Origin of the sequence: Peribacillus acanthi, from assembly GCF_003073175.1 — a bacterium.
GTDB classification, from domain to species: Bacteria; Bacillota; Bacilli; order Bacillales; family DSM-1321; genus Bacillus_BN; species Bacillus_BN acanthi.
In genome coordinates this window covers 126935-152203 of the sequence record NZ_QBBX01000011.1, presented here as the reverse complement: position 1 = coordinate 152203, position 25269 = coordinate 126935, and the positions used below count along the sequence as shown (strand labels likewise).

26 protein-coding genes and 1 riboswitch are annotated in these 25269 nt (G+C 35.2%); of the genes, 5 read left to right on the top strand and 21 right to left on the bottom strand.

Annotated features, from left to right (window positions below; genetic code table 11):
* Nucleotides 1–228: 228 nt before the first annotated feature.
* The 4 genes from DBX25_RS12985 to DBX25_RS12970 all read right to left on the bottom strand — a co-directional run bounded on the left by DBX25_RS12985 (nt 229) and on the right by DBX25_RS12970 (nt 8036).
* A complete protein-coding gene (locus tag DBX25_RS12985) occupies nt 229–1647 on the bottom strand; it encodes an aldehyde dehydrogenase family protein (protein WP_108671229.1) in 1419 nt (472 codons plus the stop codon).
* A 168-nt stretch (nt 1648–1815) separates the two neighbouring features.
* Nucleotides 1816–6036, bottom strand: a complete 4221-nt coding sequence (locus DBX25_RS12980) for a C39 family peptidase (protein ID WP_108671228.1) — start codon at nt 6034–6036, stop codon at nt 1816–1818.
* A 377-nt stretch (nt 6037–6413) separates the two neighbouring features.
* On the bottom strand, nt 6414–7397 hold the full coding sequence (guaC, locus tag DBX25_RS12975) for a GMP reductase (RefSeq protein ID WP_108671227.1): 984 nt from the start codon (nt 7395–7397) through the stop codon (nt 6414–6416).
* Between the two features lie 83 nt (nt 7398–7480).
* Nucleotides 7481–7579, bottom strand: a riboswitch (purine riboswitch).
* 316 nt (nt 7580–7895) lie between these two features.
* Nucleotides 7896–8036, bottom strand: a complete 141-nt coding sequence (locus DBX25_RS12970; RefSeq protein WP_108671226.1) for a YjcZ family sporulation protein — start codon at nt 8034–8036, stop codon at nt 7896–7898.
* Nucleotides 8037–8241: 205 nt separating this feature from the next.
* Between DBX25_RS12970 and DBX25_RS12965 the strand changes: the two genes are divergently transcribed.
* Together DBX25_RS12965 and DBX25_RS12960 are read left to right on the top strand one after the other, a co-directional pair.
* On the top strand, nt 8242–9339 hold the full coding sequence (locus DBX25_RS12965; RefSeq protein ID WP_108671225.1) for an SGNH/GDSL hydrolase family protein: 1098 nt from the start codon (nt 8242–8244) through the stop codon (nt 9337–9339).
* Nucleotides 9340–9347: 8 nt separating this feature from the next.
* The gene (locus DBX25_RS12960) at nt 9348–9920 is read left to right on the top strand and encodes a DUF502 domain-containing protein (RefSeq protein WP_108671224.1); all 573 of its coding nucleotides are present in this window, start codon (nt 9348–9350) and stop codon (nt 9918–9920) included.
* 32 nt (nt 9921–9952) lie between these two features.
* Here DBX25_RS12960 and DBX25_RS12955 read toward each other — a convergent pair whose 3' ends face one another.
* Genes DBX25_RS12955 through msrA form a run of 3 tightly spaced genes read right to left on the bottom strand, consistent with a single transcriptional unit; the run spans nt 9953 to nt 11449 of the window.
* Nucleotides 9953–10450 carry a PTS sugar transporter subunit IIA gene (locus DBX25_RS12955; protein ID WP_108671223.1) on the bottom strand — a complete coding sequence of 166 codons (498 nt, stop codon included), beginning with the start codon at nt 10448–10450 and terminating at the stop codon, nt 9953–9955.
* A 44-nt stretch (nt 10451–10494) separates the two neighbouring features.
* Nucleotides 10495–10920, bottom strand: a complete 426-nt coding sequence (gene msrB / locus DBX25_RS12950; protein WP_108671222.1) for a peptide-methionine (R)-S-oxide reductase MsrB — start codon at nt 10918–10920, stop codon at nt 10495–10497.
* Entirely contained in the window at nt 10913–11449 is a 537-nt protein-coding gene (gene msrA, locus DBX25_RS12945; protein ID WP_108671221.1) for a peptide-methionine (S)-S-oxide reductase MsrA, read from the bottom strand. Before msrA ends, msrB begins: the two co-directional genes overlap by 8 nt.
* A 187-nt stretch (nt 11450–11636) precedes the next feature.
* On the opposite strand from msrA, the gene DBX25_RS12940 reads away from it, so the two are divergent.
* Nucleotides 11637–12395: a DUF4397 domain-containing protein gene (locus DBX25_RS12940; protein WP_108671220.1), complete on the top strand. Its 759-nt coding sequence runs from the start codon at nt 11637–11639 to the stop codon at nt 12393–12395.
* 53 nt (nt 12396–12448) lie between these two features.
* On the opposite strand, the gene DBX25_RS12935 is transcribed toward DBX25_RS12940, so the two are convergent.
* From DBX25_RS12935 to DBX25_RS12920, 4 genes are all read right to left on the bottom strand, one after another.
* Nucleotides 12449–13027, bottom strand: coding sequence for a YpmS family protein (locus DBX25_RS12935; protein ID WP_108671219.1), 579 nt, complete (start codon nt 13025–13027; stop codon nt 12449–12451).
* A gap of 25 nt (nt 13028–13052) precedes the next feature.
* Nucleotides 13053–13877 (bottom strand): SGNH/GDSL hydrolase family protein, encoded by an 825-nt coding sequence (locus DBX25_RS12930; RefSeq protein ID WP_108671218.1) that lies wholly within the window; start codon nt 13875–13877, stop codon nt 13053–13055.
* 228 nt (nt 13878–14105) lie between these two features.
* Nucleotides 14106–14690, bottom strand: coding sequence for an SCO family protein (locus tag DBX25_RS12925; protein WP_108671217.1), 585 nt, complete (start codon nt 14688–14690; stop codon nt 14106–14108).
* Between the two features lie 156 nt (nt 14691–14846).
* The gene (locus DBX25_RS12920; RefSeq protein ID WP_108671216.1) at nt 14847–15806 is read right to left on the bottom strand and encodes a nucleoside hydrolase; all 960 of its coding nucleotides are present in this window, start codon (nt 15804–15806) and stop codon (nt 14847–14849) included.
* Nucleotides 15807–15976: 170 nt separating this feature from the next.
* On the opposite strand from DBX25_RS12920, the gene DBX25_RS12915 reads away from it, so the two are divergent.
* Complete coding sequence (locus DBX25_RS12915) at nt 15977–16492, top strand: PCYCGC motif-containing (lipo)protein (RefSeq protein WP_108671215.1); 516 nt, start codon at nt 15977–15979, stop codon at nt 16490–16492.
* 36 nt (nt 16493–16528) lie between these two features.
* On the opposite strand, the gene DBX25_RS12910 is transcribed toward DBX25_RS12915, so the two are convergent.
* From DBX25_RS12910 to ilvA, 4 genes are all read right to left on the bottom strand, one after another.
* A complete protein-coding gene (locus DBX25_RS12910; RefSeq protein WP_108671214.1) occupies nt 16529–16780 on the bottom strand; it encodes a DUF2535 family protein in 252 nt (83 codons plus the stop codon).
* Between the two features lie 318 nt (nt 16781–17098).
* Nucleotides 17099–17851, bottom strand: coding sequence for a twin-arginine translocase subunit TatC (gene tatC, locus DBX25_RS12905; protein WP_108671213.1), 753 nt, complete (start codon nt 17849–17851; stop codon nt 17099–17101).
* 103 nt (nt 17852–17954) lie between these two features.
* Nucleotides 17955–18149 carry a twin-arginine translocase TatA/TatE family subunit gene (locus tag DBX25_RS12900; protein ID WP_108671212.1) on the bottom strand — a complete coding sequence of 65 codons (195 nt, stop codon included), beginning with the start codon at nt 18147–18149 and terminating at the stop codon, nt 17955–17957.
* A 174-nt stretch (nt 18150–18323) separates the two neighbouring features.
* Nucleotides 18324–19592 (bottom strand): threonine ammonia-lyase IlvA, encoded by a 1269-nt coding sequence (ilvA, locus tag DBX25_RS12895; protein ID WP_108671211.1) that lies wholly within the window; start codon nt 19590–19592, stop codon nt 18324–18326.
* A 161-nt stretch (nt 19593–19753) separates the two neighbouring features.
* On the opposite strand from ilvA, the gene DBX25_RS12890 reads away from it, so the two are divergent.
* Nucleotides 19754–19987, top strand: coding sequence for a hypothetical protein (locus DBX25_RS12890; RefSeq protein WP_108671210.1), 234 nt, complete (start codon nt 19754–19756; stop codon nt 19985–19987).
* A 260-nt stretch (nt 19988–20247) separates the two neighbouring features.
* Here DBX25_RS12890 and DBX25_RS12885 read toward each other — a convergent pair whose 3' ends face one another.
* The 6 genes from DBX25_RS12885 to DBX25_RS12855 form a co-directional block, all read right to left on the bottom strand.
* Nucleotides 20248–20994, bottom strand: coding sequence for a lysophospholipid acyltransferase family protein (locus DBX25_RS12885; protein ID WP_108671209.1), 747 nt, complete (start codon nt 20992–20994; stop codon nt 20248–20250).
* Between the two features lie 3 nt (nt 20995–20997).
* Nucleotides 20998–21498 (bottom strand): dihydrofolate reductase, encoded by a 501-nt coding sequence (locus DBX25_RS12880; RefSeq protein WP_108671208.1) that lies wholly within the window; start codon nt 21496–21498, stop codon nt 20998–21000.
* Nucleotides 21495–22289, bottom strand: coding sequence for a thymidylate synthase (locus DBX25_RS12875; protein WP_108671207.1), 795 nt, complete (start codon nt 22287–22289; stop codon nt 21495–21497). The genes DBX25_RS12880 and DBX25_RS12875 overlap by 4 nt, the downstream gene beginning before the upstream one ends.
* A gap of 58 nt (nt 22290–22347) precedes the next feature.
* Entirely contained in the window at nt 22348–23094 is a 747-nt protein-coding gene (locus tag DBX25_RS12870) for an anthrax toxin lethal factor-related metalloendopeptidase (protein WP_240620296.1), read from the bottom strand.
* Between the two features lie 511 nt (nt 23095–23605).
* Nucleotides 23606–24220, bottom strand: a complete 615-nt coding sequence (locus tag DBX25_RS12860; RefSeq protein ID WP_108671205.1) for a YpjP family protein — start codon at nt 24218–24220, stop codon at nt 23606–23608.
* A 263-nt stretch (nt 24221–24483) separates the two neighbouring features.
* Nucleotides 24484–25266 carry a class I SAM-dependent methyltransferase gene (locus tag DBX25_RS12855; RefSeq protein ID WP_108671204.1) on the bottom strand — a complete coding sequence of 261 codons (783 nt, stop codon included), beginning with the start codon at nt 25264–25266 and terminating at the stop codon, nt 24484–24486.
* Between the last annotated feature and the right edge of the window lie 3 nt (nt 25267–25269).

Genomic DNA, 25269 nt, shown 5'->3' with positions numbered 1-25269 from the left:
AATTCATTTACACGCAACTCCATTCTTTAGACTTGTTTCTCGACAATTCAAGTATAAAAGAATGAGGGGTTTGCGTGTTTTTTTATGCATTCTAAATAGTGTCTATACCCCAACAAATATTATAGAGCCTAAAAAGAGGCTGACTCAAGTGGTTTTCAACCTTTTGAGTCAGCCTCGAAAACAACCTTATTACATTGAGACACTTTATATTACCGATTATTTCCTGTGTTATAGCTTAAAACTTATCAATTTCAATTCTGTCATTTCTTCTACCGCGTAACGAATCCCTTCTCGTCCAGTTCCACTCTCTTTAACCCCACCATATGGCATATGGTCTACTCGGAATGTCGGAAAATCATTTATCATAACTCCTCCTACCTCCAGAGCTTTTGCAGCATGAAAGGCAATTTGGATATCCTTTGTATATATTCCTGCCTGCAAACCATATTTAGAGGAATTCACTCGTTCAATTCCTTCTTCAATAGAGGAAATGGAATTTATGGAGACCACTGGAGCGAATATTTCTTCACATGAAACTTTATCGGAATCCTTTACCTGAAATAAAACAGTAGGGCAAAGTACATTGTTTTCAATGTCGCCGCCAAAAAGGAGTCTCGCGCCATTTTGAACAGCTTCATCTATCCAAGTTTTAGCTCGTAATACATCTTCTTTAGAAATCATAGAAGAAATATCCGTACTCTCATCTGATGGGTGACCCATCGTTAACTTTTTGGTTTCCTCAACAAACAGATTGGCAAAATCCTGTACTATTTCTTCATGGACATAGATTCTTTGAACGGAAATACAAACTTGTCCTTGATAAACGAAAGAACCTGTTACAATTCTTGGGACAACCTCTGAAAGATTGATGTTTTTATCTATTATTACAGCCGAATTTGATCCTAGTTCCAATGTCACTTTTTTCAAACCTGCTTTTTCCCTTATTCTCTTCCCAACTGAAGGACTACCGGTGAAAGTGATCATTTTCATTCTATCATCAGTAACGAGAGCATCGCCGATTGTTTTGCCGCTGCCTGTTATAACGTTTAGAGCGCCAGCTGGTAACCCTGCTTGATGGAAAAATTCCGCAATTTTATATGCTGACATTGGTGTTTGACTTGCTGGTTTTAATACAACAGCATTGCCGGCTGCTATGGCAGGGCCTACTTTATGTGCAACCAGGTTCATCGGGAAATTAAATGGTGTAATCGCCCCAATTACCCCTAGTGGTTCGCGTATAGTAAATGCCATCCTTCCTTCACCACCAGGTGCTCCATCCAACGGTATGGTCTCCCCATGAATGTTTCGGGCTTCATTGGCTGCAAACTTATAAGTCATGATTGTTCGATCGACTTCCCCTATTGCCGCCCTAATTGGTTTTGATGCTTCATTAGAAATGATTTGAGCACATTCTAACCTTTGTTCCGTCAACAATTCCACGACTTTTTCAAGGATGCTAGCTCGCTGGTGGGCAGGCATTTCTCTCAAAAGTTTTGATGCCATGCAGGCTGAAGAAATGGCTGCATTCACCTGTTCTAAATCAGCAATAGCCACTTCTGCCAATAATGAATCATCATATGGTGAATGTAATCGGTAATAGGAATTCGAATCGATTTCCTTACCATTAATCCATAATTTCCTTTTCATACAAACCCTCCTTTAATATAAAAACTTTTCTAGGATTGTTTTATATTCTTTAAATTTGTAGATTTAACCATTTCATCATACACGAAAAAGGTTGATTCCCCATAGTTAAATAGGGAATCAACCTTTCCAATTGTTTAAATTTTATTAAACAGCACTTTTTTTATGAATCTAGTCTTCATAAAACAACTCATTTTTTATAGGATTCAAATCGTCATCTTCCAACGCCAAGTTCCAGAAATATTCGGAGTCATCTTTTTCAAAAACAGCTTGAAGGACATTTATCGCTTCATCGTAATGCCCTAATAGACATAACCCACAACCTACATTATATTCAGCAGCTAAATAATTCTCATCAAGACTTAAAATATGTCTACTAATTTCAAGGGCTTTTTTTGCATCGCCTTGTTTAAAGTAATGATTACTTAATTCAAAATATAAATCAGTATTGTCAGGATCAACTTGTAGACCCAATTCGATGGTTTTAAAACTTTCTTCAACATTCCCCTTTGATGAATAAAATCTTGCCCTCATTGCAAAACCGTCTCCACTATTCGGAAATTGATGAATTATACTCCTCGTCACTTTTTCTGCTGTATTCGTCCGGTTCGCTCTAAGTAGTAGGTCAGAATAAAATAACCAGGCACGAAGATCTTGAGAGAAATCCACAGTGAGAGCTTCCATAATCTCTATCGCTCGGTCCATGTGATAATTTGGATCTTCTGATTCTTCAGTAATGATAAAATGTTGATAGGCTAGTCGGTATCTTAAATCAAAATCATCTGTATGCGTTATTCCTTTTTCCAAAATACTGATGCTTTCTTCGTTAAGGTTAGTTTCCTCATAGAAGCTTGCAAAATCCATATAAGCATCCACATTCGTGACATCATATTCAATGGCTTTTTCATATAAGTCAATCACTACGCCCAATTTGGCAATTTGTTTCGGGCCTTTAGTAACCTTATGGAACAATCTCTTAAAAATACTATGTTGATGTTCATCTTCCATATCGGCCAACACTAAAGTTTGTAAACTATTCGCAATTGCAAGATAGGCAACACTTGCAGTTTCATTATTAATTTGTAGTTTTTTCAAAGTGTCCGATATAGTAAGCCACTTGCCAGTAGAATAGTCTATTCTAGTCAACTTTTCAAAGTACTCTTCATTCATTGGATTAGTTGAAATTAATTGTAGGAGAATGACTCTTGCTTCTTTATTGAAATCATGTACATTCAACCATTTTACCTTATGCCATAGTAAATCCTCATTTTTCGGGTCTAACTTTAATCCATTATCAATCCAATTAAGTTCTTGTTTGTCATGCCCTAAAGCCCCATTTGCATATGCAAGGCTATTTAATCTCCATGTCTCAGGTGAGCTTCCTTTCATCTTATTCAATTGTGAAATAAACGATTCAATGTCTTCTTTTTCACAAATTGATAAGAAATACTCTACATTTAACATAGAAGGTTCTTCATCGAATAACCGTTTTAAATAAAATAATTCTTGTTCATGTTCCTCTTTAATAGCATGAAGCTCAGCAAGTTTTATTAAAGCTCTTGCTTCGGATGGATTCAATTCCAAACAAGATAGATATGCATCCTGCGCTTTCTCCATCTCTTCCAATCGGTAATAAACTTCCCCTAAACGAAAGTATGTGAATGAATCTTCTTGTAAGGACAAGGATTCTTTATATAGATCCAATGATGACAAATCATTTTGTTCATCCAGGACAATGCCTTTATAGGTTAAAAATACATATTTAAATACAGGTTTTTTATCTATTAGTCTTTCAAAGGTATCGAGACCTCTTTCAAGATAACCATGTCTCAAAATAATATCAACGTAAATATCAAGAGCTTCCTCAAAATTGCCTCGCATTAGAAGAAGTCCTTTTTCCATCGTTTCTAATGCATGAATTTTCTCTAATTCATTCGCGTTCTGCTCGTCACAAATATCCCATAAGAGCTTACCTACATTAACATAAAACTCACTATTGCCTTCAAATCTTTCTTCAGCATTTATAAGGAAATCTTTAGCCTCTTCGATCTTTCCTGCTTCCTTCAACGCATCTCCATATCCAAGATATAAAAATACTTCTTCTGGATATAGTTCAATGGAACGTCGGAACGTTTCGCAAGCTTTTTCTAACTTTTCATGGACACGATAAAAATGACCTAGTCGATTGTATATTTCATCTGCTTCAGGTGAAGCTTCTACACCTTCTTTTAAGATGAACTCAGTTTTTTCAAGGTCGTTCATACCAAATTCATATAAGTCCGCTAAGTTTAAATATGAGAAAGGTAATTTCGGATCCAGATCTTTAGATTTTAAATATGCATTTTCAGCATCTTCCACCCGATGAAGACCCTCTTCAGTTTTTCCGATTTGGAACCAAAGGTATGCTTCATCTCCACCTTCTTTTCCAAGTAAAGCTATCAAAAAAGACTTTGCTTCTTCAAACCGCTCTGCTTCCATTAATATTACAGCATGGTTAATTAATCCAAAAATCTCTTCGCTATGGAGTTTCAATGACATCTCAGACGCCAATAATGCACTTTTCAAATCTTTACTATAAAGATTCGCAAGTGCGAAATAGCTCCAGGTGATGTGTTGGTCACTATCTAATTTTAATGAAGCTTCAAATTCAGTCTTCGCTTCATAATAGTCATCTTGATCAAGGGCAATCCGTCCCTTTAAATAATGATACATCGGGCTATTCGTTTTTGTTTTAACACTTTCTAGAAGCTCAATCGCTTCATCAAGCTTGCCATAACGACTTAGTCCTTGAGCAATATGCATACGGATGCTATCATCCTCAGGATATTTATCCATTAGGAATACTCGACTCTTTTCAAAAAGCTCTTTTGATTCTTCGTGGGCCAAATGCTTTACAACATACAATGGAGTATAAAGAATATCAAAATGTTGATCTAAAAATGAGAAGAAAATTTTATAATATCCTTCCTCATCTTGATCAATTTTTTCAGCAAGTTCATGCAGCTTTCTAAAATATTGGTCTTCTGACTCTGATAATACAGATATTTTTTCAACTTCATTTTTTAATACGCCCGTTATTGCCATATATGAAGTATTCAAATAAATCCGTTCATAATCTTCATACGTCACTATCATTGGTTCAAGCATGTTAGGGTCCTGGATATACAAACTTTGAATCCGATCGTCAAAGCCAGTAATGACTTGAACATGAGACATTTGCTCGAAATCCACGCTCAAAAGAATCGGTATTTCCTGTTTAATTAATTCCTTAACCTTTTCAAGGGTTGCGATGAAAAAACGACAACTGAAGCCAACCGATTCCCAAAATTCAACGGTAGTAGAAAGCTTTGAGCCAGTCACATCAAATATCTTTTCAGCAATTTCATCCTGGTCCATCCTAACACCATGCTTACCAAGGATCATTTCAAGGCTTGCAGGAACACAATAATTACTTTTTTGTACAATTGGAATAATAGAAATCATCTTTTTTTCTCTATTAATTTCTATCTGTTTATAAGGAAGCTCTTTTAAATTGCTGTTCATTTCTAAGTGAGCTTTTAATTCAATATATTGTTCGCTCTCAAATAAATAGTCTGCCGTTAACTTTGCAAAATATTTTTTAAATATATGATATGGCAAAGAAGAATCAATTAGTTGAATCGTCTGCATCATTGATCCCCATCTTCTAAGGTCACGATATCTCCTAACCTTTTCAAGAAGGAAACTAGGTACTTCAGGATATTTTTTTTCTCCATCTTCCAAATATTTAAGAGCCAATTCATGGTGACCATCTGAAGCAAGTGCGTCAGTCAGTAATAAATAGCAAATATGGCCGAACTTACAATCATCAAGTCCTGCCTCCAATACCTGAACGGCTTTCTTGCGGTCCCCACTGTGAAGATGAAAATAACCCCACTTATCTATGACCTTTTGGCCAGACAGGGTTTCAATTTTTCTCAACTGTTCTTTAGCTTCATCGTACTGTTTTAACTCTATTAATACACGAGCAAGTGCAAAATAAACTCTTCCTTGTTTTTCAATTGAAAGAGCATCCATATCTGATTCTTCAATTTTTCTTTGAAGCTCGTTAGCCGCCTCCAAATATTTCCCTTGATCCATTAAGTCATCTGCAATCCATGCCAGGGTTTGTACAGAAGCAAACTTTTTATGGGCGAATCGTGATAAGAGATTACTATAGTGATACATCAATCCATGGTCTAACACTCTTATGACCGTGTGAAACGAATTTTCATCAGTCAATTCATTCAACTTTTTCTTTAAAAATGAGATTTTTCCAATTTTTATGATTTCATCTATTTCAGCTAATATAATGTCCAGAGCTGCTTGATATTGTTTATTATCATAAAAGGTTTTTAATTGCGTAATATTCATACGTAGCTCCTTTTATCTAGTGCTTTTAATAAAAATAATCTTATGGTTCTTTTTATCATAACAGAAAAATGATAAGAGATAAAAAAAGAGCATTGGTAATAACGTTTTTAGTTTCGGGTGCTTTAGGATTGAGAATTCTATAAAGATTATTAATAGAGTAAAACTTATTATACTTTAATAACTATTCGAATTACCAAAGACGCAGTACCTTATTAGGGAGAGAATCAGAAGATGATAGGTTCGCACATACAATTTGACAAAATAAAAAAACAGCATATTTAATCACTGTGGATTAAGTATGCTGTAGTGCTTGTCCAGCTAATTTTCACCATAAAAATATATATTCTAAACTTTAGAAGCTTTTTTAAAATATGGCCTTAATATACTTTATCTCCATTAAAAATAGAGTTTTTGACAATAACATAATCTACGTGACGAATAGAGTCTAAAGTAGTTCCACCTGCATATGAAATAGAAGATTGTAGATCTTGTTCCATTTCAGTTAACGTATCCTGTAATGAGCCTTTATGCTCCACGTACATTTTCTTACCTTCAACGTTCTTTTTTTCCCCTTTTTGATATTCAGAAGCAGATCCAAAATATTCTTTCACATACTTTCCATCTATTTCGATGGTTTCGCCTGGCGATTCTTCATGTCCGGCAAAAAGGGAGCCAATCATGACCATCGATGCACCGAAACGAATTGATTTGGCAATATCACCGTGTGTTCGTATTCCACCATCAGCAATAATTGGTTTAGTGGCTGCCTTTGCACACCAACGAAGAGCTGCCAACTGCCAACCTCCAGTTCCGAATCCTGTTTTAATTTTTGTGATACAGACTTTACCAGGACCAATCCCAACTTTTGTCGCATCAGCACCAGCATTCTCTAGTTCTCGCACAGCTTCAGGAGTACCCACATTTCCTGCAATTACAAAACTCTTAGGAAGGAATTTTTTAATATGCTGAATCATATTAATGACAGCATTCGAATGACCGTGTGCAATGTCAATTGTTATGAATTCGGGGATAAGCTCTGCCTTTGCAAGCTCTTCAATGAATTGATATTCTTCTTCCTTCACTCCAACACTAATTGAAGCGTAAAGACCCTTCTCCTGCATATCCTCTACAAATGATTGACGTTTTTCTGGCTCAAAGCGGTGCATTATATAAAAATAATTATTCTCAGCAAGATAAAGGGCAATCTTTTCATCAATAATTGTTTGCATATTAGCTGGCACAACAGGAAGCTTAAATTGACGACCTCCTAGTGTCACAGTAGTATCACACTCAGAACGGCTGTTAACGACACATTTATTTGGAATTAACTGAATATCTTCATAATCAAAAACATTTTCCATAATGCACACTCCTGAATAGTAAAAATTTTAATAGTTATTTTCGTAAAATCATAGAAACAAATAAATCCTAACTACAAATGGGTAGAGTTGTCCCACCCATTCGTAGTTAGGATTTTCGGCTCCTTGTAGAAACTCTTAGGCCATATTTCTAAGAATATACGAATGATTTAAAATAATTTTAATTAAACACAAGTTTGATTATAACCGAACTTTTATTATATGTAAACGTTTATTGTTCGGTTTTTTTATTGAAAAAAATTAGATATTAGTACAATGTCATCTAAAAAATTGGTTTTCACAAAATAAAAGGGGAATATCCAAATTCATGCCATTGATTGAACCTAATAGACCTTCCCATTGATACCCTATGGGTAGATGAAATTTCTTCATTCACTTAATTAAGGAATGGAGCTGTGTTCACTACCCTTTTGGTAAAAATATTGATTAATTCAAAACAAACAATAAACCGGCCGATTTGGCCGGTTTTATCGATATTTATTAGCAGTGGTTTACAAAAGAAGCTCCGATGATAATCAAAAGGATAAATAGTACAACGATTAGTGCGAAACTACCTCCACCCCAACCGCCACCATAACCATAACCTGGGTAACAACATTGATCATATCCGCCATAATACATATTTAATCACTCCTCAAAGTTTCTGTATGTCTTACTACACTCATAACATATGTAAACCGGGTGTTTGTCTGCATGTGCATTCGCCCATTTTTTAAAAAGTTAGTAAAATATATTTGATGAGTATCAAAAACATTGATTAATATCGTTAAATTCATTAAGCTGAATAAAATACTAATTTCTAGAATAATATTTGGTGGGATTCTGCATGAAAAACATTTTTAGGATAGCTACGGGAATCATTTCATGCTTTTTGACATTAACTTTTTTAAAGGGAAGTTCTTTTCCTGAAGTGGCTGATTCTCTTACTCTATTTGAAAAATTAAATAAAGGAATGCCCATTCGTTATGTAATCATCGGCGATAGTATTGGCAGAGGCTCTGGTGCGGAGAAGCCGAGTTTAAAATGGTATCGACAGATGGAAAGACTGTTAAAGCATGAATATGGCTCAGATGCTTCTGGCAAATTTATTGTACAAAGCGGGGCCACTAGTTTTGAAGGATTATATAAAATGGAAACCGAAACTATAGATACATCTATTGATGCTGTATTTATTGTATTTGGCGAAAATGATCGAAAATATATGAAGGCTCATGATTTTAGTCTCTTATATGAATCTTTAATTCGAAGATCCCTTTCCATTTATCCTGGGGCTGAGATTATTACCTTTACCGAAAGCTGCCTTTCTAATCCAGAATTTGCTGAAGTGATTGAGAATGTATCCAACCATTATAATGCTATTAACATAGATATGAGGATTCCTTTCCAAAAAAGTGGACTTCCTGTAACAAAATTGACAAAGGATCTCATTCATCCAAATGGATTAGGCTACTCTTTATATGCAGAAGAAATCATGAACAAAGTAAAGAACCATACTAATGAAAATAAAAAAGTTGCTTCTTTGTCGGTACCATTAATGCAAAATACTGATATGAGCTTTGATGTACTAGCTGATTTTACCGAACAACAGGGCTTTGAATTACAGAACAATTATTTAGTAAGCAGTAAAAAAGGTAGTTATGTAGAATTTTCGTTTTATGGTTCAGTCTTAGGTTTAAAATTATTGAGAAGCCCTGATGGAGGCGTAGTTAATGTGATCATCGATGGAGAATTTTATACTTCATTGAGCACCTGGTGGCCTTTTGAAAGAGAACGATATTTATATATATCTAACGGATTGTCTAATGACTTACACACAGTCCGTTTTGAAGTAACCGGAGAAAAAAGCGAACGAAATATATCTAATGAGTCCGTCATTCGTTTGTCTTCTATCATCTTAAGAAAAAATATTGATGAAACTCATTGAGGTGGAAAATGAAACGTATATTAAAGAATTTTGTTAATGGTATTTTATTAATTGTCCCAATTGCAGCAGTCATTTATGTAGTGTACAAAATGTTTGTATTTTTTGATGGGTTATTAGGAAATTATTTAAGAAGTTATATGAAGGAAGATTATATCCCTGGGATTGGCATTATTTTGACAATCCTTAGTATTACCTTAATTGGATGGCTTTCTACCCAATTCATTTTAGGCAGTTTATTTAGATTTATTGATCGGATTTTAAGCAAAATACCTATTGTAAAGACTATCTATTCTGTCATTAAAGATACTGTCCACTCGTTTTTAGGAGAAAAGAAATCTTTTTCTAAAGTGGTTCTGATCAAACAGCCAAATTCCCATTTAACAAGTGTTGGATTTATTACAAGTGAGAATGTTGGAGATTTTTATAATGAATATAAAGAATATGTGGCTGTGTACATTCCTCAGACCTTCCAAGTTGCTGGTTTTACATTTTTAGTTCCAAAGGATCAAGTGACTGTTATAGAAGTAAAAGCCGAGGACGCAATGAAATTTGTCTTATCAGGTGGTATGACATCCAAATAACGAAAAGGTGCTCATCGATGAGCACCTTTTCGTTATTTAGGAGTAACCGTAATAAACGTTGATTCTCCTTTTACTACTTCAGTTGTAGACGCTTTTTCCAATGACTGCATTTCAGCACTGTTTGTAATGATGATTGGAGTAATAAGACTTTTAGCTCTTTCACGGACAAGGTTCAGATCAAAGGTTACTAATGTATCACCTTTTTTCACCAGATCGCCCTCTTTTACATGCGCTTCAAAGCCTTCACCCTTCATTCCTACAGTTTCTAAACCGATATGGATCAGGATTTCAGTTCCTGCATTTGTTATAAGTCCTAGTGCATGTTTAGTTGGGAATACTTGCATTACTTTCCCATCCACTGGAGCTACAATCACTCCTTCACTTGGTTCTATTGCAAGTCCATCACCCATCATTTTTTCAGAGAACACTGGATCTGGTACTTCTTCAAGTGGAACGATTTTTCCTGTTGCTGGTGAAGTCAAAACATCGGTGTTTTGCTCCGCTTTTTTTCCAAATAATTTTTTAAACACGAGTGACACCCTTTCAAGTACAATCTAAGTTGTTTACTTTACTCTCACAAGAAAAGTCTATTATATTCCCCATATCCTTCTTCTTCAAGTTTATTGACTGGGATGAATTTTAAAGCCGCCGAGTTTATACAATAACGCAAGCCATTTGGACCAGGTCCATCAGTAAATACATGTCCTAAATGTGAATCTGCAGTCTTACTTCTAACTTCTACCCTTCTCATTCCATGGGAAAAATCCGCCTTTTCGATTACTTCAATTTCCTCAATCGGTTTTGTGAAGCTTGGCCAGCCACACCCTGCATCGTATTTATCTTTAGATGAGAATAATGGTTTTCCAGAAACAATATCAACATATATCCCCTCTGCGTCATGGTTCCAAAACTCATTTCTAAAAGGTGGCTCCGTTCCATTATTTTGAGTTACCTCATACTGAATAGGAGTTAGTTTATTTTTTAATCCATCTTTATTCATGACTTTTCCCCCAATGTTTTTGAATAAAAGCTTCCCTCCCAGATCCACGGTGGTAGGACTGGTAATGGGTAGGATTTTTTTTGTAATAGTGTTGGTGGTATTCCTCCGCGTTGTAAAAAACAGAAGCAGGAAGGATATCCGTTACTATAGGCTTCGAAAAACGTCCACTTTCCTGTAGCAATTTCTTAGACATTTCCGCCTTTTCTTTCTGGTCTTGATCATGATAGAAGATGGCTGTTTTATAAGAATGTCCACGATCATAAAATTGCCCTCCACTATCAGTCGGGTCGATTTGACTCCAGAATATTTCTAATAGCTGCTCGTATGGAAATACATTAGGATCATATGTAATCTGCACTGCTTCATAATGTCCTGTGTCTTCCCTACAAACTTCCTGGTATGTAGGGTTTTCTTTTGTCCCACCTGTATATCCAGAAAGTACAGAATGAATTCCTGGTTGAGTATCAAAGGGCTTTACCATACACCAAAAGCATCCCCCAGCGAATGTTGCTTTTCTAAGTTCCGTCATAATGGTTTTCCTCCAATCTATCCATAAAGTCGATTTTGTTAATTTACCCATTGCAAGCATTTTACCCTTCAGGAGTCAATCGGTAAACTATGTTGCCTAAAACAGTATTATTACGAGAACATGACACATGCCCAAGTAGTTACGCATATTCATAATACGTAATGATTTTATCGAAGGGAGACATAACATGACCAGCAGAAAACCCGAGGAATATTTTGAAAAAGCCTCAATGTACGGAATGCTAGCTGATTATTATAAGTATACTAACCCTGATCTTCATATGGAGTATTATCAAAAACACTTTAAGAACCTTCAAAAAGCTGCTGAAGCATACAAGCACAAGCGTGTTCAACCCAATGGTGCCCAAGGTAGAATTCGTGTTCTACATGCAGCTCCAGATGCGCCTAATGTAGATGTTTATGTAAATGGAACAAAAATATTAAAGGATTTTCCATACAAAAGAATGACTGAATACTTACCATTACCTCAAGGTAGTTATCATATTGATATTTATCCTACTGGAGAATCTATCAATACAGTAATCAGTAGACGAATTAATGTAGAAGGTGGAAAAAGCTATACATTGGCTGCCATTGGTTCAGTCGCTAAAAAAAATCTAACATTGCAACCGATTGAAGATTCTACACATACTCCATCAGGAGAGTCTAAGGTTCGGTTTGTCCATTTTTCTCCTGACGCACCTGCAGTAGACGTTGCTGTTAAAGGGGGAGATGTCGTATTTTCAAATATCTCTTACCGGAAAGTAACCGATTATCTAGGTGTTACACCGTTAACAGTAGATTTAGAAGTGAGATTAGCCGGTTCAGACAGTGTTGTGTTGTCATTACCAGCAGTTTCTCTCCTTCCAAACATGGGTTATACGATTTATGCCATAGGTTTGGCAGAAGGCACTCCAGCGCTTGAAGCGATTATTTTATCCCCATGATTAAATCTTAATTGTTAAACAAAAGTAAAGAACCCGGACTTCCGGGTTCTTTGCTATTTCGTTGGTATTAGTAAGTCAAAAGAAATACGATCCTCCTTCAAATCGAATTCTTTCACTTTTACTTTTGCATCACTTTTCAATGTTAATTTTTGTAGCGCAACGTAGATTTGTTCATCTTTCGGATCTATAGATACCCAATTGGGGGTTTTATATTTTTTTTGTAAAAAATTCATAATGTATCCAACTGGTAGACTCACTTTACCTAATTCCATCGTCTTTTGTTTGAGAATTAAATCACCATTCTCCAAAGGAATGGGTTCAAAGGTCATTTTTAATTGGATTTCCTTTCCGAATGCCGGCAAGGAACCGTAAAACTCCACCTCATCCTGGAGAAAAATATGATAATTGATCGGCCCAGTCAATCCCTCTTTTTTCAGGTAGGAATTGATAAGCGTCGTTAAATCCCGTTTATTGGTGTTCACTTGAAATTTCACATTCGCGTGTTCTTTTCCATACTCTTCAACTTCTTTATCCTGCACAGGCATAAGGACAAACGCTAGAAGAATAATCAGCAGTAAGGCATTTATCCCAAATAGAATGTAAAAAGCTGTTTTCCAATTATTACGTTTCAATCTAATGTTGTCACTCCTTTATATACTATTGAAGGGATTTGTTATCCTTAGCATACTTTTGGACGGTTTCTTTTCTGAATTTAAAATAAATCCTTTCTGCCATCAATTCATACCCACGGTCATTGGGATGAAAGTAATCCTCTTCATATAGCAAATTTTCATTTGAGTTATTGAATATATCCTGAATTTCAACATAATAAACATCATGATAATTGGATGCGATTGATTGGGTGGAAGCATTCCAATCCTCCATAATGAAATCTAGTTCCTTTAAAGTGACCAGCCATTTTGAAAATGGATTGTATAAACCAACAATATAAACGTCTGCTTCAGGATTTAAGTATCTGATTTTATTTAATATTTGAATTAATTGTTTTTCATATAATTCCTTTTGGTCATCAAAGTACATTAACTTTAAATTCAAATAATGGTCCCTAACCACTTTCATTACATCATTTCCACCTATGGTAATGATTACACTGTCTGCTTTTTGTACATCCTCTTGGATTTCTTCTTTGTTTAGTTTTTTCAACAATTGATCAGATCGATTTCCTCTTACACCATAATTCGAAACTGTGACTTTTCTTAACTGCTTCTCTTTCTTTAATAAATCGATTAAGTAAGATTGATAGCCCCCTGTATTCTTACTATATCCAACACCCTTCGTTAGAGAATCTCCTAATGAAACGATATGTATATCAAAAGGAAAAAAATCCGAAGGAATTTCGTTTTTCAAAGTGAGTTTAGTATCCTTCTCTTTATGAAAGGTTGTCACTTTTTGTTCCGGTTGAAATATGGAACAGGCTGAAAGCGACAAAAGGGATACTAAAATAAGTAATAGTGTTCTCATTATTCCCACCTACCATCTCTTTAATTTCCTATAACGATAGGTTATTTTATTCATACTATATAAAAAAGGCATTCATTCCATTATACACAAAAACCATCAGTAGTTCTTACTGTGAACCTCTGGTAGAAAAAAATGGGACTGAAATTTAATAGGAACTTACCACATAAATATTTGTACTTTTTTGATTAAGCCGGATAGAAAAAGAAAAACAGACGGAATATCCGTCTGTTAGTAATTTTGTAATATTTTTATATGCTTTACGATTTCATCCATTGGAATATCGGCTAAACCAGTATAATATTGAATGATTTTCCCATTTTGGTCGACCAAATAAAAATCTGTTCCATGGATAACTTGATCATCTGATTCTGGTTTTTTCACAAAGGCTTTAAAATCTTCTTGGGCAAATTTTTCAATTTCTGCTTGAGAATACCCTGTAAGAAAGTGCCAGTTTGAGAAATCAGCATTGTACTTTCTTCCATAGTCTTTAAGTACTTCGGGTGTGTCTGTTTCTGGATCTATACTAAAAGAAATGAGCTCTACATCTTTGATTCCTTCATCTTTCAGCTTTTTTTGTAACTTCGACATGTTTGCAGTCATTGGTGGACATACAGACGTACAATTAGTAAAAACAAAATCTGCAATCCATACTTTACCTTTAAGGTCTTGCAATCCAAACTGTTTATTTTCTTGGTTAGTATATGTAAAATCATTGATTTGCCAATTCTTCGCATTTGGTACCCCTTTGGGACTGCAACCGACAATCAATACCAACACTATAAACATGGAGATCATTGTATTTAATTTTTTCATCACTGAATCATCCTCTGACTTCCCTAATAAAAATGTTTTCACCCTCTAATATTAACAAACTACGCTTTTTATTAAAAGAAATCTGGATAGACTTCACAAACTAGACATATTTAAGTTTTTAAAATAAAAAATTTAACAATCTCCCCCTTAAGTTGACTAACATGTCCCCGTTAATAGTGTATGAACAAAGGAGTTTACAAATTTCCAATATGAAAAGTCCACACCTACATAATGGTTTGGACTATTGATTTTTTCCGTTAACTCTCTAAAATCACCTATACTTTGGCCAAAAGCCAGTCCAGTTTGTGTAACAATTGAAACGGGAACTTTCTTGTATTTAACTTCTTGAGATTCGACGACTGCCCACATGACGACAAGGTCATGAATTGGACCTCCTCCAATGGATGGAATCATATCTTTATAGGATGAATAATAAAAGTCATACATCGGTTTTATCATTTGCCCAACCTTATCACCTTTTTTCGTGAATTCATTGTCCAACATAGTAATTATATGTGGTGGAATAACTGCTCTTTGGGTGATATTTAAGGGAATGATTTTGATTGGACTGGACGCTAGGGTAAATACTAAGTTTGCTGCAAAAGGATCTCCATGAAAATTCGCCTCTGCTACAGGAGTCACATTGCCTGGATAGTTAAAGGCTCCACCCATCACATAAATATCGGAAACCTTTTTCATCACTTCTGGAAATAGTATAAAAGCTGTCGCTAACGATGTTAGTCTCCCAACATTCACTAGCACCAGATCAGGATATTTTTCAATAATATTAATAATTTCATAGAAATTTTCAAAGTTGTTATCAAAGTTATTGTCTTCTGGTTGAAATGGGCCTAATCCCTCAGGTCCATGGATTGTCGGGTAAAATATAGGTTCGTATCCTGTTAGAGCTCTTCCTGCTCCACCGATCACTTTTAAATCATTTTTCTCCGTGGCTTCTATTAAATATTTCACATTGCGAATTGCATCATATTTTGACACATTCCCATAGTCTGCCACAATTCCTATGACATCGATTTGCGGACAGTATAATGCATATAAAAGCGCAATAATATCATCAATTCCAAAATCACCGAAAAATAATACCTTTTTCCCCATATTACACCCCCATATCAATATATTGCATTTCACACGCTAATATGAAAATATTGGAATTTATAGGACTAAGTGTCTAATTATTAAAGAAGAGTGACGATTCGAGAAATCAAATATGAAACGCAACTAGGTTATGTTAAAATGAACATGACTTTTGAATAGTAGGTGATTAAATGAAAAAGGCAAGATATTTGTTAATAGTCTGTTCTTTAGTTTTTTGGTTTGCATTGACGGGGTGTGCTAAATCAAACGAAGAAACAACTAAAAATAATAAGGACCATGAGAACGCTCATACTTCTCATGCGAAAAATGGAGATTTACAGGAAACAACATCTTCTAAGGATATCGCACCAAAATTTCTGAACGAAAAGCCTGAAGATATGAAAACTATATATTTAGCAGCTGCAAATAATAAGGAACTTTTAGAACAAATCCCATGTTATTGTGGATGCGGTGATTCTGCTGGTCATAGGGATAACTATGATTGCTTCATTCATGACAATAAAGAGGATGGCAGAGTGGTTTGGGACGATCATGGAACACGTTGTGGTGTATGCTTGGAGACAGCGGTAGAATCGATTTTACAATTAAAGGATGGAAAATCCGTAAAAGAAATTAGAGACTATATTGATCAAAAATATAAAGAAGGCTTTGCTAAACCGACTCCAACTCCCATGCCAAAAGGCTAATGATAAGAAAAACACCTCAGGTTGAGGTGTTTTTCTTTATGCATTATTTTTCAGCTCGGTTTCTTGAAACAGCTTTTCGTAATGAGGCCACTTCATAGTTCTTCGCAGATATTCTTTAAATGAGTGTACTCTTGCTTTACCTTTGTCTAGATAAACGGATCGAATGAACAATTCCAATCTTGATGTAATCATAAATCGAAATGTACTATCTTCCTCCAATACTGGAATATCAATGACTTTAACCTTCTGTCCAACTTCATTTTTGAACTCTAGGCTTTTAAATAGCAAGATATCAATCCTCTTTTTCACCGTTTGTTTATATTATACACCAGAGTAAAGTCGGAACATGTCAAAATGTGCTCATTTTTATGAAAAATTTTTATTTAAGCAATTCCTTATAAAAGGAATTGCTCCTGACTGAAGTCTAACTCTTAGAATTAAGAGTTTGCTTATTATCTTCTTCTTTTAGGATCTTTTAGTATAATTTGTTGTTTTAGACTCTAAAGTTTGCCCGTTAATTTCCGCTACAATAAACTCAGAAATATATATGAATTTCAATACAAACAACAAATAGAGCCATTCCTTATAAAAGGAATAGCTCTAATTTTACTGATAATCTTCCAGTTCGTACTCTTCTGGATATTCGGCTAGTTTTTTCAACCTACGTTTATAAACAATCTTCGAGAGTGTTATGCTAATTTCGTATAGTAATAACAGTGGGATCGTAACTAGAAAATCTGATACCAAATCTGGTGGAGTTATGGTCACTGAAATGATTACTAAAATGAAATAAGCATACTTACGTATTTGTTGTAAGAAAAATGGATTGATAATTCCGATTGACGTCAAAAACATTACAACTACTGGCAATTCAAATAAAATCGCAAATGGTAATGTCATATTCATAATAAATCGGAAGTATTTTTCGGCTGTAAAGTTTGTTACTAGCATTTCTCCACTTAGGTCAATAAGGAAATTCATCACTGTTGGGAAAATGACAAAATACCCAAAACTTAAACCTAATACAAATAGGATAAATAGCGCTGGAACATAAGAAAGAGTGACTTTTCTTTCAAATGGCCTAAGTGCAGGTCTAACGAATAGCCAGATTTGCAAAGCAATTATCGGAATCGATGCAGCTATTGCGATTACAGAGGCTAACATAAAATAAACCCAAATAATGTCACTTGGTCCTAGAGCAATCAACTTCACATCTAGATCTTTAACAAACCAGTGATAGATATCTTCAACATAGATGAATCCAATAATAAAAAAAGCGATAAAAGATAGAGCAGTTACAATCAGTCGTCTTCGTAATTCCTCTAAATGGTCGGTTAAGTTCAATTCTTTATCTTCCATTTTGTTCAGGCCTTTCCGTAAAAAGCATCCATACTTAGATATATGAATTACATAATTTCCAATAAAAAGGTGCAAGACGCGTTCATCTTACACCCAAGTCTATTTATTTCGTTACTTTTTTCTTATCTTCGTCTAGTTCGTCCATAACATCGCTCGTTAATTCACGAGTCGACTTTTTGAATTCACGAAGTGTCTGTCCAAAAGCACGGCCTATTTCAGGCAACTTTTTAGGTCCAAATATGATTAAAGCAAGTACTAGAATCAAAATAAGACCAGGTACTCCGATGTTTGAAAGCATGAGAACATCCCCTTCAAGTTGTATTAAACAATACTACCTTCATAATAGTACTTTTCCACAAAATAATGGTCTTTTTATGAAATTGTTCAAGGAAATTTCACATTTTATTTTACTATAGAAAAAGGCATTGGCTAAGTCCCATACATTGTATCGTAAATTTAGATGCAATGCCAGTTAAATCAATAAATTAAACAAATTACTATCTTTATTGACTTCTTTATACTGAAATCCTTTTTTGTTCAACCGAATAATAAGTTCTTGGTAATCCTCCTTAGTTTTTAGTTCGATTCCGACTAATGCAGGTCCAGATTCTTTATTATTCTTCTTAGTATATTCAAATCTAGTGATATCATCAGTTGGCCCTAAAACTTCGTCCAAGAATTCTCTCAACGCTCCTGCACGTTGTGGGAAATTCACGATAAAATAGTATAGCAATCCTTCATAAAGTAATGATCGTTCTTTAATTTCCTGCATTCGGTCAATATCATTGTTCCCACCGCTTATCACACAAACAACCGTCTTGCCTTTGATCTGTTCCTTGTAAAATTCCAATGCCGCAATCGAAAGAGCTCCTGCTGGCTCAGCTACGATGGCATGTTCATTATAAAGGTCTAAAATCGTAGTACATACCTTGCCTTCGGGTACTACCACTATATCATCCAATAATTTATGGCAAATTTCAAAGGTAAGGTTTCCAATACATTTTACTGCTGCACCATCAACAAATTTATCTATTTCCTCCAATGGAATCACTTCATTTGCTTCCAGTGATGTTTTCATGGACGGCGCACCAAACGGTTCTACACCTACGCATTTCGTATTTGGGGAAATCGCTTTAAAGTATGTGGAGAGCCCAGCCATTAGACCTCCCCCTCCGATTGCAGCGAATAGAAAATCAATGGGTTCTTCACTATCATTAAGTACTTCTACAGCGACAGTCCCTTGACCTGAAATGACCTTTTCATCGTCAAATGGATGAATGAATGTCCGATTTTCTTCTTTCGAACAAGTAAGTGCCATCACAAATGAATCATCGAAGGTATCTCCAGCGAGGTGAATCTCCACCATACCTCTTCCGAACATTTGGACCTGGTGGACTTTTTGTCTTGGGGTAGTAGCAGGCATGTAAATTTTCCCATGGATTCCTAACTGTCTACATGCAAAAGCTACTCCTTGTGCATGATTTCCAGCACTTGCACAAACGATTCCATTCACCAATTCATCTTTTGATAAACTTTTTATTTTATGGTATGCCCCTCTTAGTTTGAAAGAGCGGATATGCTGTAAGTCCTCACGTTTTATGTACACGTTACATTGATATTTTTCAGATAAAACATCATTTTTCTGAAGAGGGGTATGAGTAACGATTTCTTTCAATTGTTGATATGCAATCAAAATATCTTCGACATGTACCCCTTTATTAACATTAATCATTTGACCCATAAAGCTCCCTCACCTTCCTCTATAATTTGTACATTATATCACGTTAATGCGGTGATTCCATTTATTTTTCTAAAAATTTAAAAAATTTTAGTTCGATTGCTTAGTATTTTTTGTTCATTAAAATTAATATGATTTATTATCAGGTGTTTGGAGGTGGCTAAGTGGAAATTTCATTGTGTTCGGTGAATTGTGCATTGCCGATTGAAATTACTATCGACGAGGATAATGGTAGGTATATGATTCGCAAAAGCGATACGAGCGGTGAATATTTTAATACTGCTACCGAATTAATATCGTGGATTCGGCAAAATATGAAGGAAGAAGAATTTTGTACAAAGGAAGATTATTTATTTTTACTAATCAAGCTTTCTCAATATGAAGCAGGACAATTTTAATTTTTTGGCTGTAAAATTTACCTGTTGATTTCCGTTCCAGACGGTTGCATTTTAGAGGGGCGTTTGTCCGATCCTCCTTGCAGCTAAAGCTCCACGAGGTCTGTCCTGTAACGCTAATCCCCCAAGAGTCAAGCGTATCCTCTTCAATCAACCAATAGCTAAAAATCAACAATGGTCTTTAACACAGCTAAAAGAACCAGGTGCCTCTTGTAGAAGTGCCTGGTTCTTTCATTCATTTGTATTCTGTTCTCAACTAATGGCTAACCAATCTTTGTCTTTCTAGTTGCCAGCGTCATTTTTTCAGTCTTAATTTGTTGTTCTACAATTTTAGACAAGTCCTTAATATCCATCCCTTCATATTGGGACGGCATCCACGCAGGTAGAATGGAAACTGTCACATCACCTGGCACGATTATTCCATTGTTTTTTTCCATAATTGTTGACGTGCCACTAATAACAACAGGCAAGATAGGAACTTTCGCATCAATTCCTAGGCGAAAACTTCCGGACTTGAAGGTTTGGATGGGTCCACCTTTACTTCTTGTCCCTTCAGGAAATATTACAAGCGAATGACCTTGCTTTAATTTTTCTATTCCTTGACGGATTGCTTGAATGGACTGTCTTCGATCCTTTCGATCCATGAAAATACAATTCATCGCATCCATCCATTTGGCCACAATTGGAATCTTTTTTACTTCTTTTTTTGAAATAAATCCAAAAGGTTTATTGATTGAACCGATAAGGACGGGAATGTCGAAATTCCCTTCATGATTGGAAACAATCAATATTGGACCATTTGGAATATTTTCTTCCCCTAGAACCTTTACATTACAACCAGCGATTCGAATAAGTGTGTTGGCCCACTTCTTGGGAAAAACATTAATTTTCTTATCTTTTTCTTCGACTGAAACACTAGTTTCCTCTAGACCTTTGACTTGTCTTAGATGAGGAATGCTGTATAGCAAAAAGCCAAAGAAATATGCAAAAAAAGCTCCAGTTCTAAACATATTTTAATTCCTATCAACAATTTTTTTATAAACTAAAAAGGTGTGAGGATAAAGATTTTTTTCGTCCATCATACCTTTTTCTGAAGAGACTAATGTCCAAATATCTTCATTAATTTCTGGGAAAAAAGTGTCCCCTTCGAATTCTGCATGTATTTCAGTGATATATAAAATATCAACCTTATTCATCAATAAAGTAAAGATCTCTGCCCCACCAATAACAAAGTATTCCTCTTCGTGGTTTTGATTAGTGTAATCTAGCAATTCTTCAACAGAGTGAAATACAGTCCCACCCTCAACAGAATATTCTGTATCTCTTGTTAGGATAATATTTTCACGTCCAGGCAATAGCCTTCCAATTGATTCGTACGTTTTTCTTCCCATGACTACTGGATGTCCCATGGTAACTGTTTTAAAATATTTCAGATCAGCAGGTAAATGCCAAGGTAATTGATTATCTTTACCTATGACTCTATTTTCATCCATAGCTAAAATAAACGAAATCATACACTCACCACTCCTTTAATATGAGGATGGGCATTATAGTTTTCCAATTGGAAATCCTCAAAAGTAAACGAAAAGATGTCTTTTACCTCAGGATTGATTTTCATCATAGGTAAATCATGTGGTTCTCTTTCTAATTGTAGATTTACTTGATCTACATGATTTTTGTAAATATGAACATCACCCAATGTATGGACGAACTCTCCTGGCTCCAACTCGCAGACTTGAGCAATCATCATCGTCAGTAATGCATAGGAGGCAATATTAAAAGGGACGCCAAGAAATACATCCGCTGAACGCTGATAAAGCTGACAAGATAATTTGCCTTCTGCTACATAGAATTGAAAGAATGCATGACAAGGTGGCAATGCCATTTCATCTAGTTCTCCTACATTCCACGCACTAACAATCATTCTGCGAGAATCCGGATTGTGTTTGATGGTGTGGATTAAGTCTGTAATTTGGTCAACCGTCTCCCCATTGGCCTTTCCCCATGACCTCCATTGGTGTCCGTATATCTTGCCTAAATCACCATTCTCATCTGCCCACTCATTCCAAATGCGTACACCGTTGTCTTTTAAATATTGGATGTTAGTGTCTCCATTTAAAAACCAAAGAAGCTCATGTATGATGGCCTTTAATGCTAGTTTCTTTGTCGTAAGCAATGGAAAGCCCTTTTGTAAATCAAATCTCATTTGATAACCAAAGGTACTAATTGTTCCGGTACCCGTGCGATCATTCTTTTGTACGCCATTATCCAAAACATGTTTGCATAAATCCAAATATTGTCTCAAAAATATTCACACCTTTTATCATTATCTTAGAATATCGTAAACTAACTTCTCGACAATATCAATTGAGGTTTTGAATGAATTTATAAGTTTGTGGTGCACCGTTTTTTAATTCTTGTTTAGTCGTATCGTTTAAGTAGTACATTGCGAATACCTCTGCAAAGTACTCTTCTGGATATTTAATAAAATAATCACGCCCTTTAAAATAAACCGGAGCTTCTTGTTTCCATATTCGGAGGAATTCCTCTTTGTAGCGAATGTTATCATAAATTAATCGGTCAATTGTATGAGCTAATTCATGAAGTTCAAGGTTAACTGATCCATGTCCCTTACCCATTTCACTTGCGCCTATCTTTACGAACACCATTTTATTACCACCCATACCTGGGACATGATCCCAGTTCACACCCGTTTTTTTATAGCCTCTAGGTTTAATACCAGCTAAATGCGCAGCTTCCTTTTGATCGGTCAGTGCTCCATTAAACACTTTAATCTTTATTTCTCTTTCATTTAAACGTGTTAACATATGTGGTGGAAGGTGACTAATTCTAGTTGCAATCGAATCCACTTCAGCTGCATCAAATGACTCTTCTGGGAATAAAAATAATTTCTGTAGCAATGGTTCTTTTCTGAAAATTCCGTCTTTTTTTAATGCATGATTTAATGGTAAAGAACGATAGGTTTTCCCCTCATGAGAGGCAAAAATGGTGGAATAAAACAAGAAAGCTACCATGCATATTAGGACAAGCAGCAAAACATGTTTTACATTCATTTTCTTTTTGGATGGTAATATTATCGGTTCAGCCATTTGTTCTCACCTTCAAGCAGAAATTCTTGTTGTTTATAAAAATTGCATTCTAAAAGTCTCTTAAAATTATATCATACGATTTTAATGAAATATGTTGTTGCTTCCTTCCAATTTTTTATATAGCTCCTACCTAGAAAATCTTCTTGAACATCCTGTTCAAACTCACATATTATATCTATAACACATTAATAAAGAAGGTGTATCGATTTGAGAAAAGGGATCAATAGGACAATTCAAGAACAAGAACTAGAAATGGTCGAACAAGTGATGGGTGTAGTAGGCAGTGAAATCTTTATTTTTCTAGACCTCTTGTTATTCTCCGTTTTACTTGGATTGATCCTTTTTGTGTCAAATCATACATGGGTTTACTTTCTTCTTCTACCAATTGTTTTTTTTCTGATATTCTCCTTTTTTCATAGAAAATTCAGGCCAAAACATAAAGAATAATGGTTTATTTAACCTAAAAAGCATAGAAAAAGCATCCGATTTTTAGCCGGATGCTTTTCTTTTCTTAATGAAGTGTGCCTGCCCCCCATTTTGGAGGGGTATTTTTATCCCAATAGATTTTACCAAGATCATGGTGTTTAACAAAACCATCTTTACTTAAGTGATAATGAAAATTGAACCAATGACCTTGCTGAGGTGGGTTTTCCCTTCTAACATGGAAACGGATAATGTCTTCTCCAGAAACCATATTGTATATATGGAATATTTTTTCCCCAGTTCCACCTGCTGGTTTTTCAGAGATAGCCAATTGACTAAGTTCGCGGTCATTGTAATTCGCAGTAACATCAGAAATGGCTTCTTCCATTTTTGGTAGGATTACATCTTTAAATTCATCTTGTATTTTAGGGGCGATTTTTTCGCCAAATTTTATGTAGGATGTATTTTCCGCTTTTTCTATCATGGTCAGAATCACTTGATCTTTTGTTATGTGATGATAGCTTGAAAAAGAATGCTGTTTTCCATCACCTACGTTTTTGGATTCCTCAACTGACTTTTTATTCGTGTTTTTATTTGCAGAAGCTTCCTCCAGCCAATGAAGCTCGGAAGGAGTCACCATACCAAAGGTTAAAACCGATATTAAAATTATTAGACTTTTTTTCATCCACTTAGGAAATTTCATATCCAAGTACTCCCTTTAAAAATCTTTTAACCTTTTCTCTATTATACAGGCTACTACTAAATAATACGAAAGAAAACTATAAAAGGTTTCAAAAAATCTCCATTGGGTAATAATAAAATAATTAGTTTAACTAATACATATCATTAGGAGGCTGGATTGATGGAGTTTGGAACTGTCGTTGTTGTACTTAGCTTCTTATTACTAGCATATTTTGTCTATCTTTCATTTGCAGATTAAGAAGGAAATTGACTTCCTTCTTTTTTTTAGTCTTTTTGTACATCAATGAATCCGTAATGAAATAAAGCCGTTTTTCTAATAATTTGTTGAAATCCGTGTATTTTAAACCGTGGACTTTGATAATGATCTTTTAGGACAACCCTATGTCTAGCAACTCTAAGAGCTTCCTGTATCGAATCAGTTGATAAATCACTATATTCTGCCCATTCTGTTAATGGTCGTATCCCATTTGACTCTTGAATAGATTCATTAAACATTGGATCAAAATATACCACATCAATGCTGTTATCACCTTGAGATTTAAGAAAATCTAGATGATTTGCCTCATTAACCTGGATTCTTTTCATCGAATCTTCTATTTGAGGCGTTGTTCCATCCCAGGTTGCCAATCCTCTTTTTACTAAATAGGCTACGAATGGATTTCCTTCAACCGCATTCACTTTTCCCGTATTACCTACACAAAAACTCGCTACGATTGAATCCGAACCTAAACCCATCGTACAATCCAAAAAGGACATTCCTGAAGAAAGCTCCATAGCATCAAGCATTGAATCTCTTTCTCCCTGCATTAAACGCTTTAAACGTACAATAGCCATATTAGGATGGAAAAAGAATGGTTCTGAATGGTCTTTCTTATACAGTTCAAATCGTTGCTTACCGATTACAAGTACATCCTCTTGAAAACGATCAATTAATGATATAACGGACTGCTTATTCCTTTTTTGAAAGGAGCATTTCAAATCTTTGGCGACTTCCTTTGCAATAGCTGTCCATTCTTCGTTCGTTCTACCTGCAGTAGTTACTATCATAAG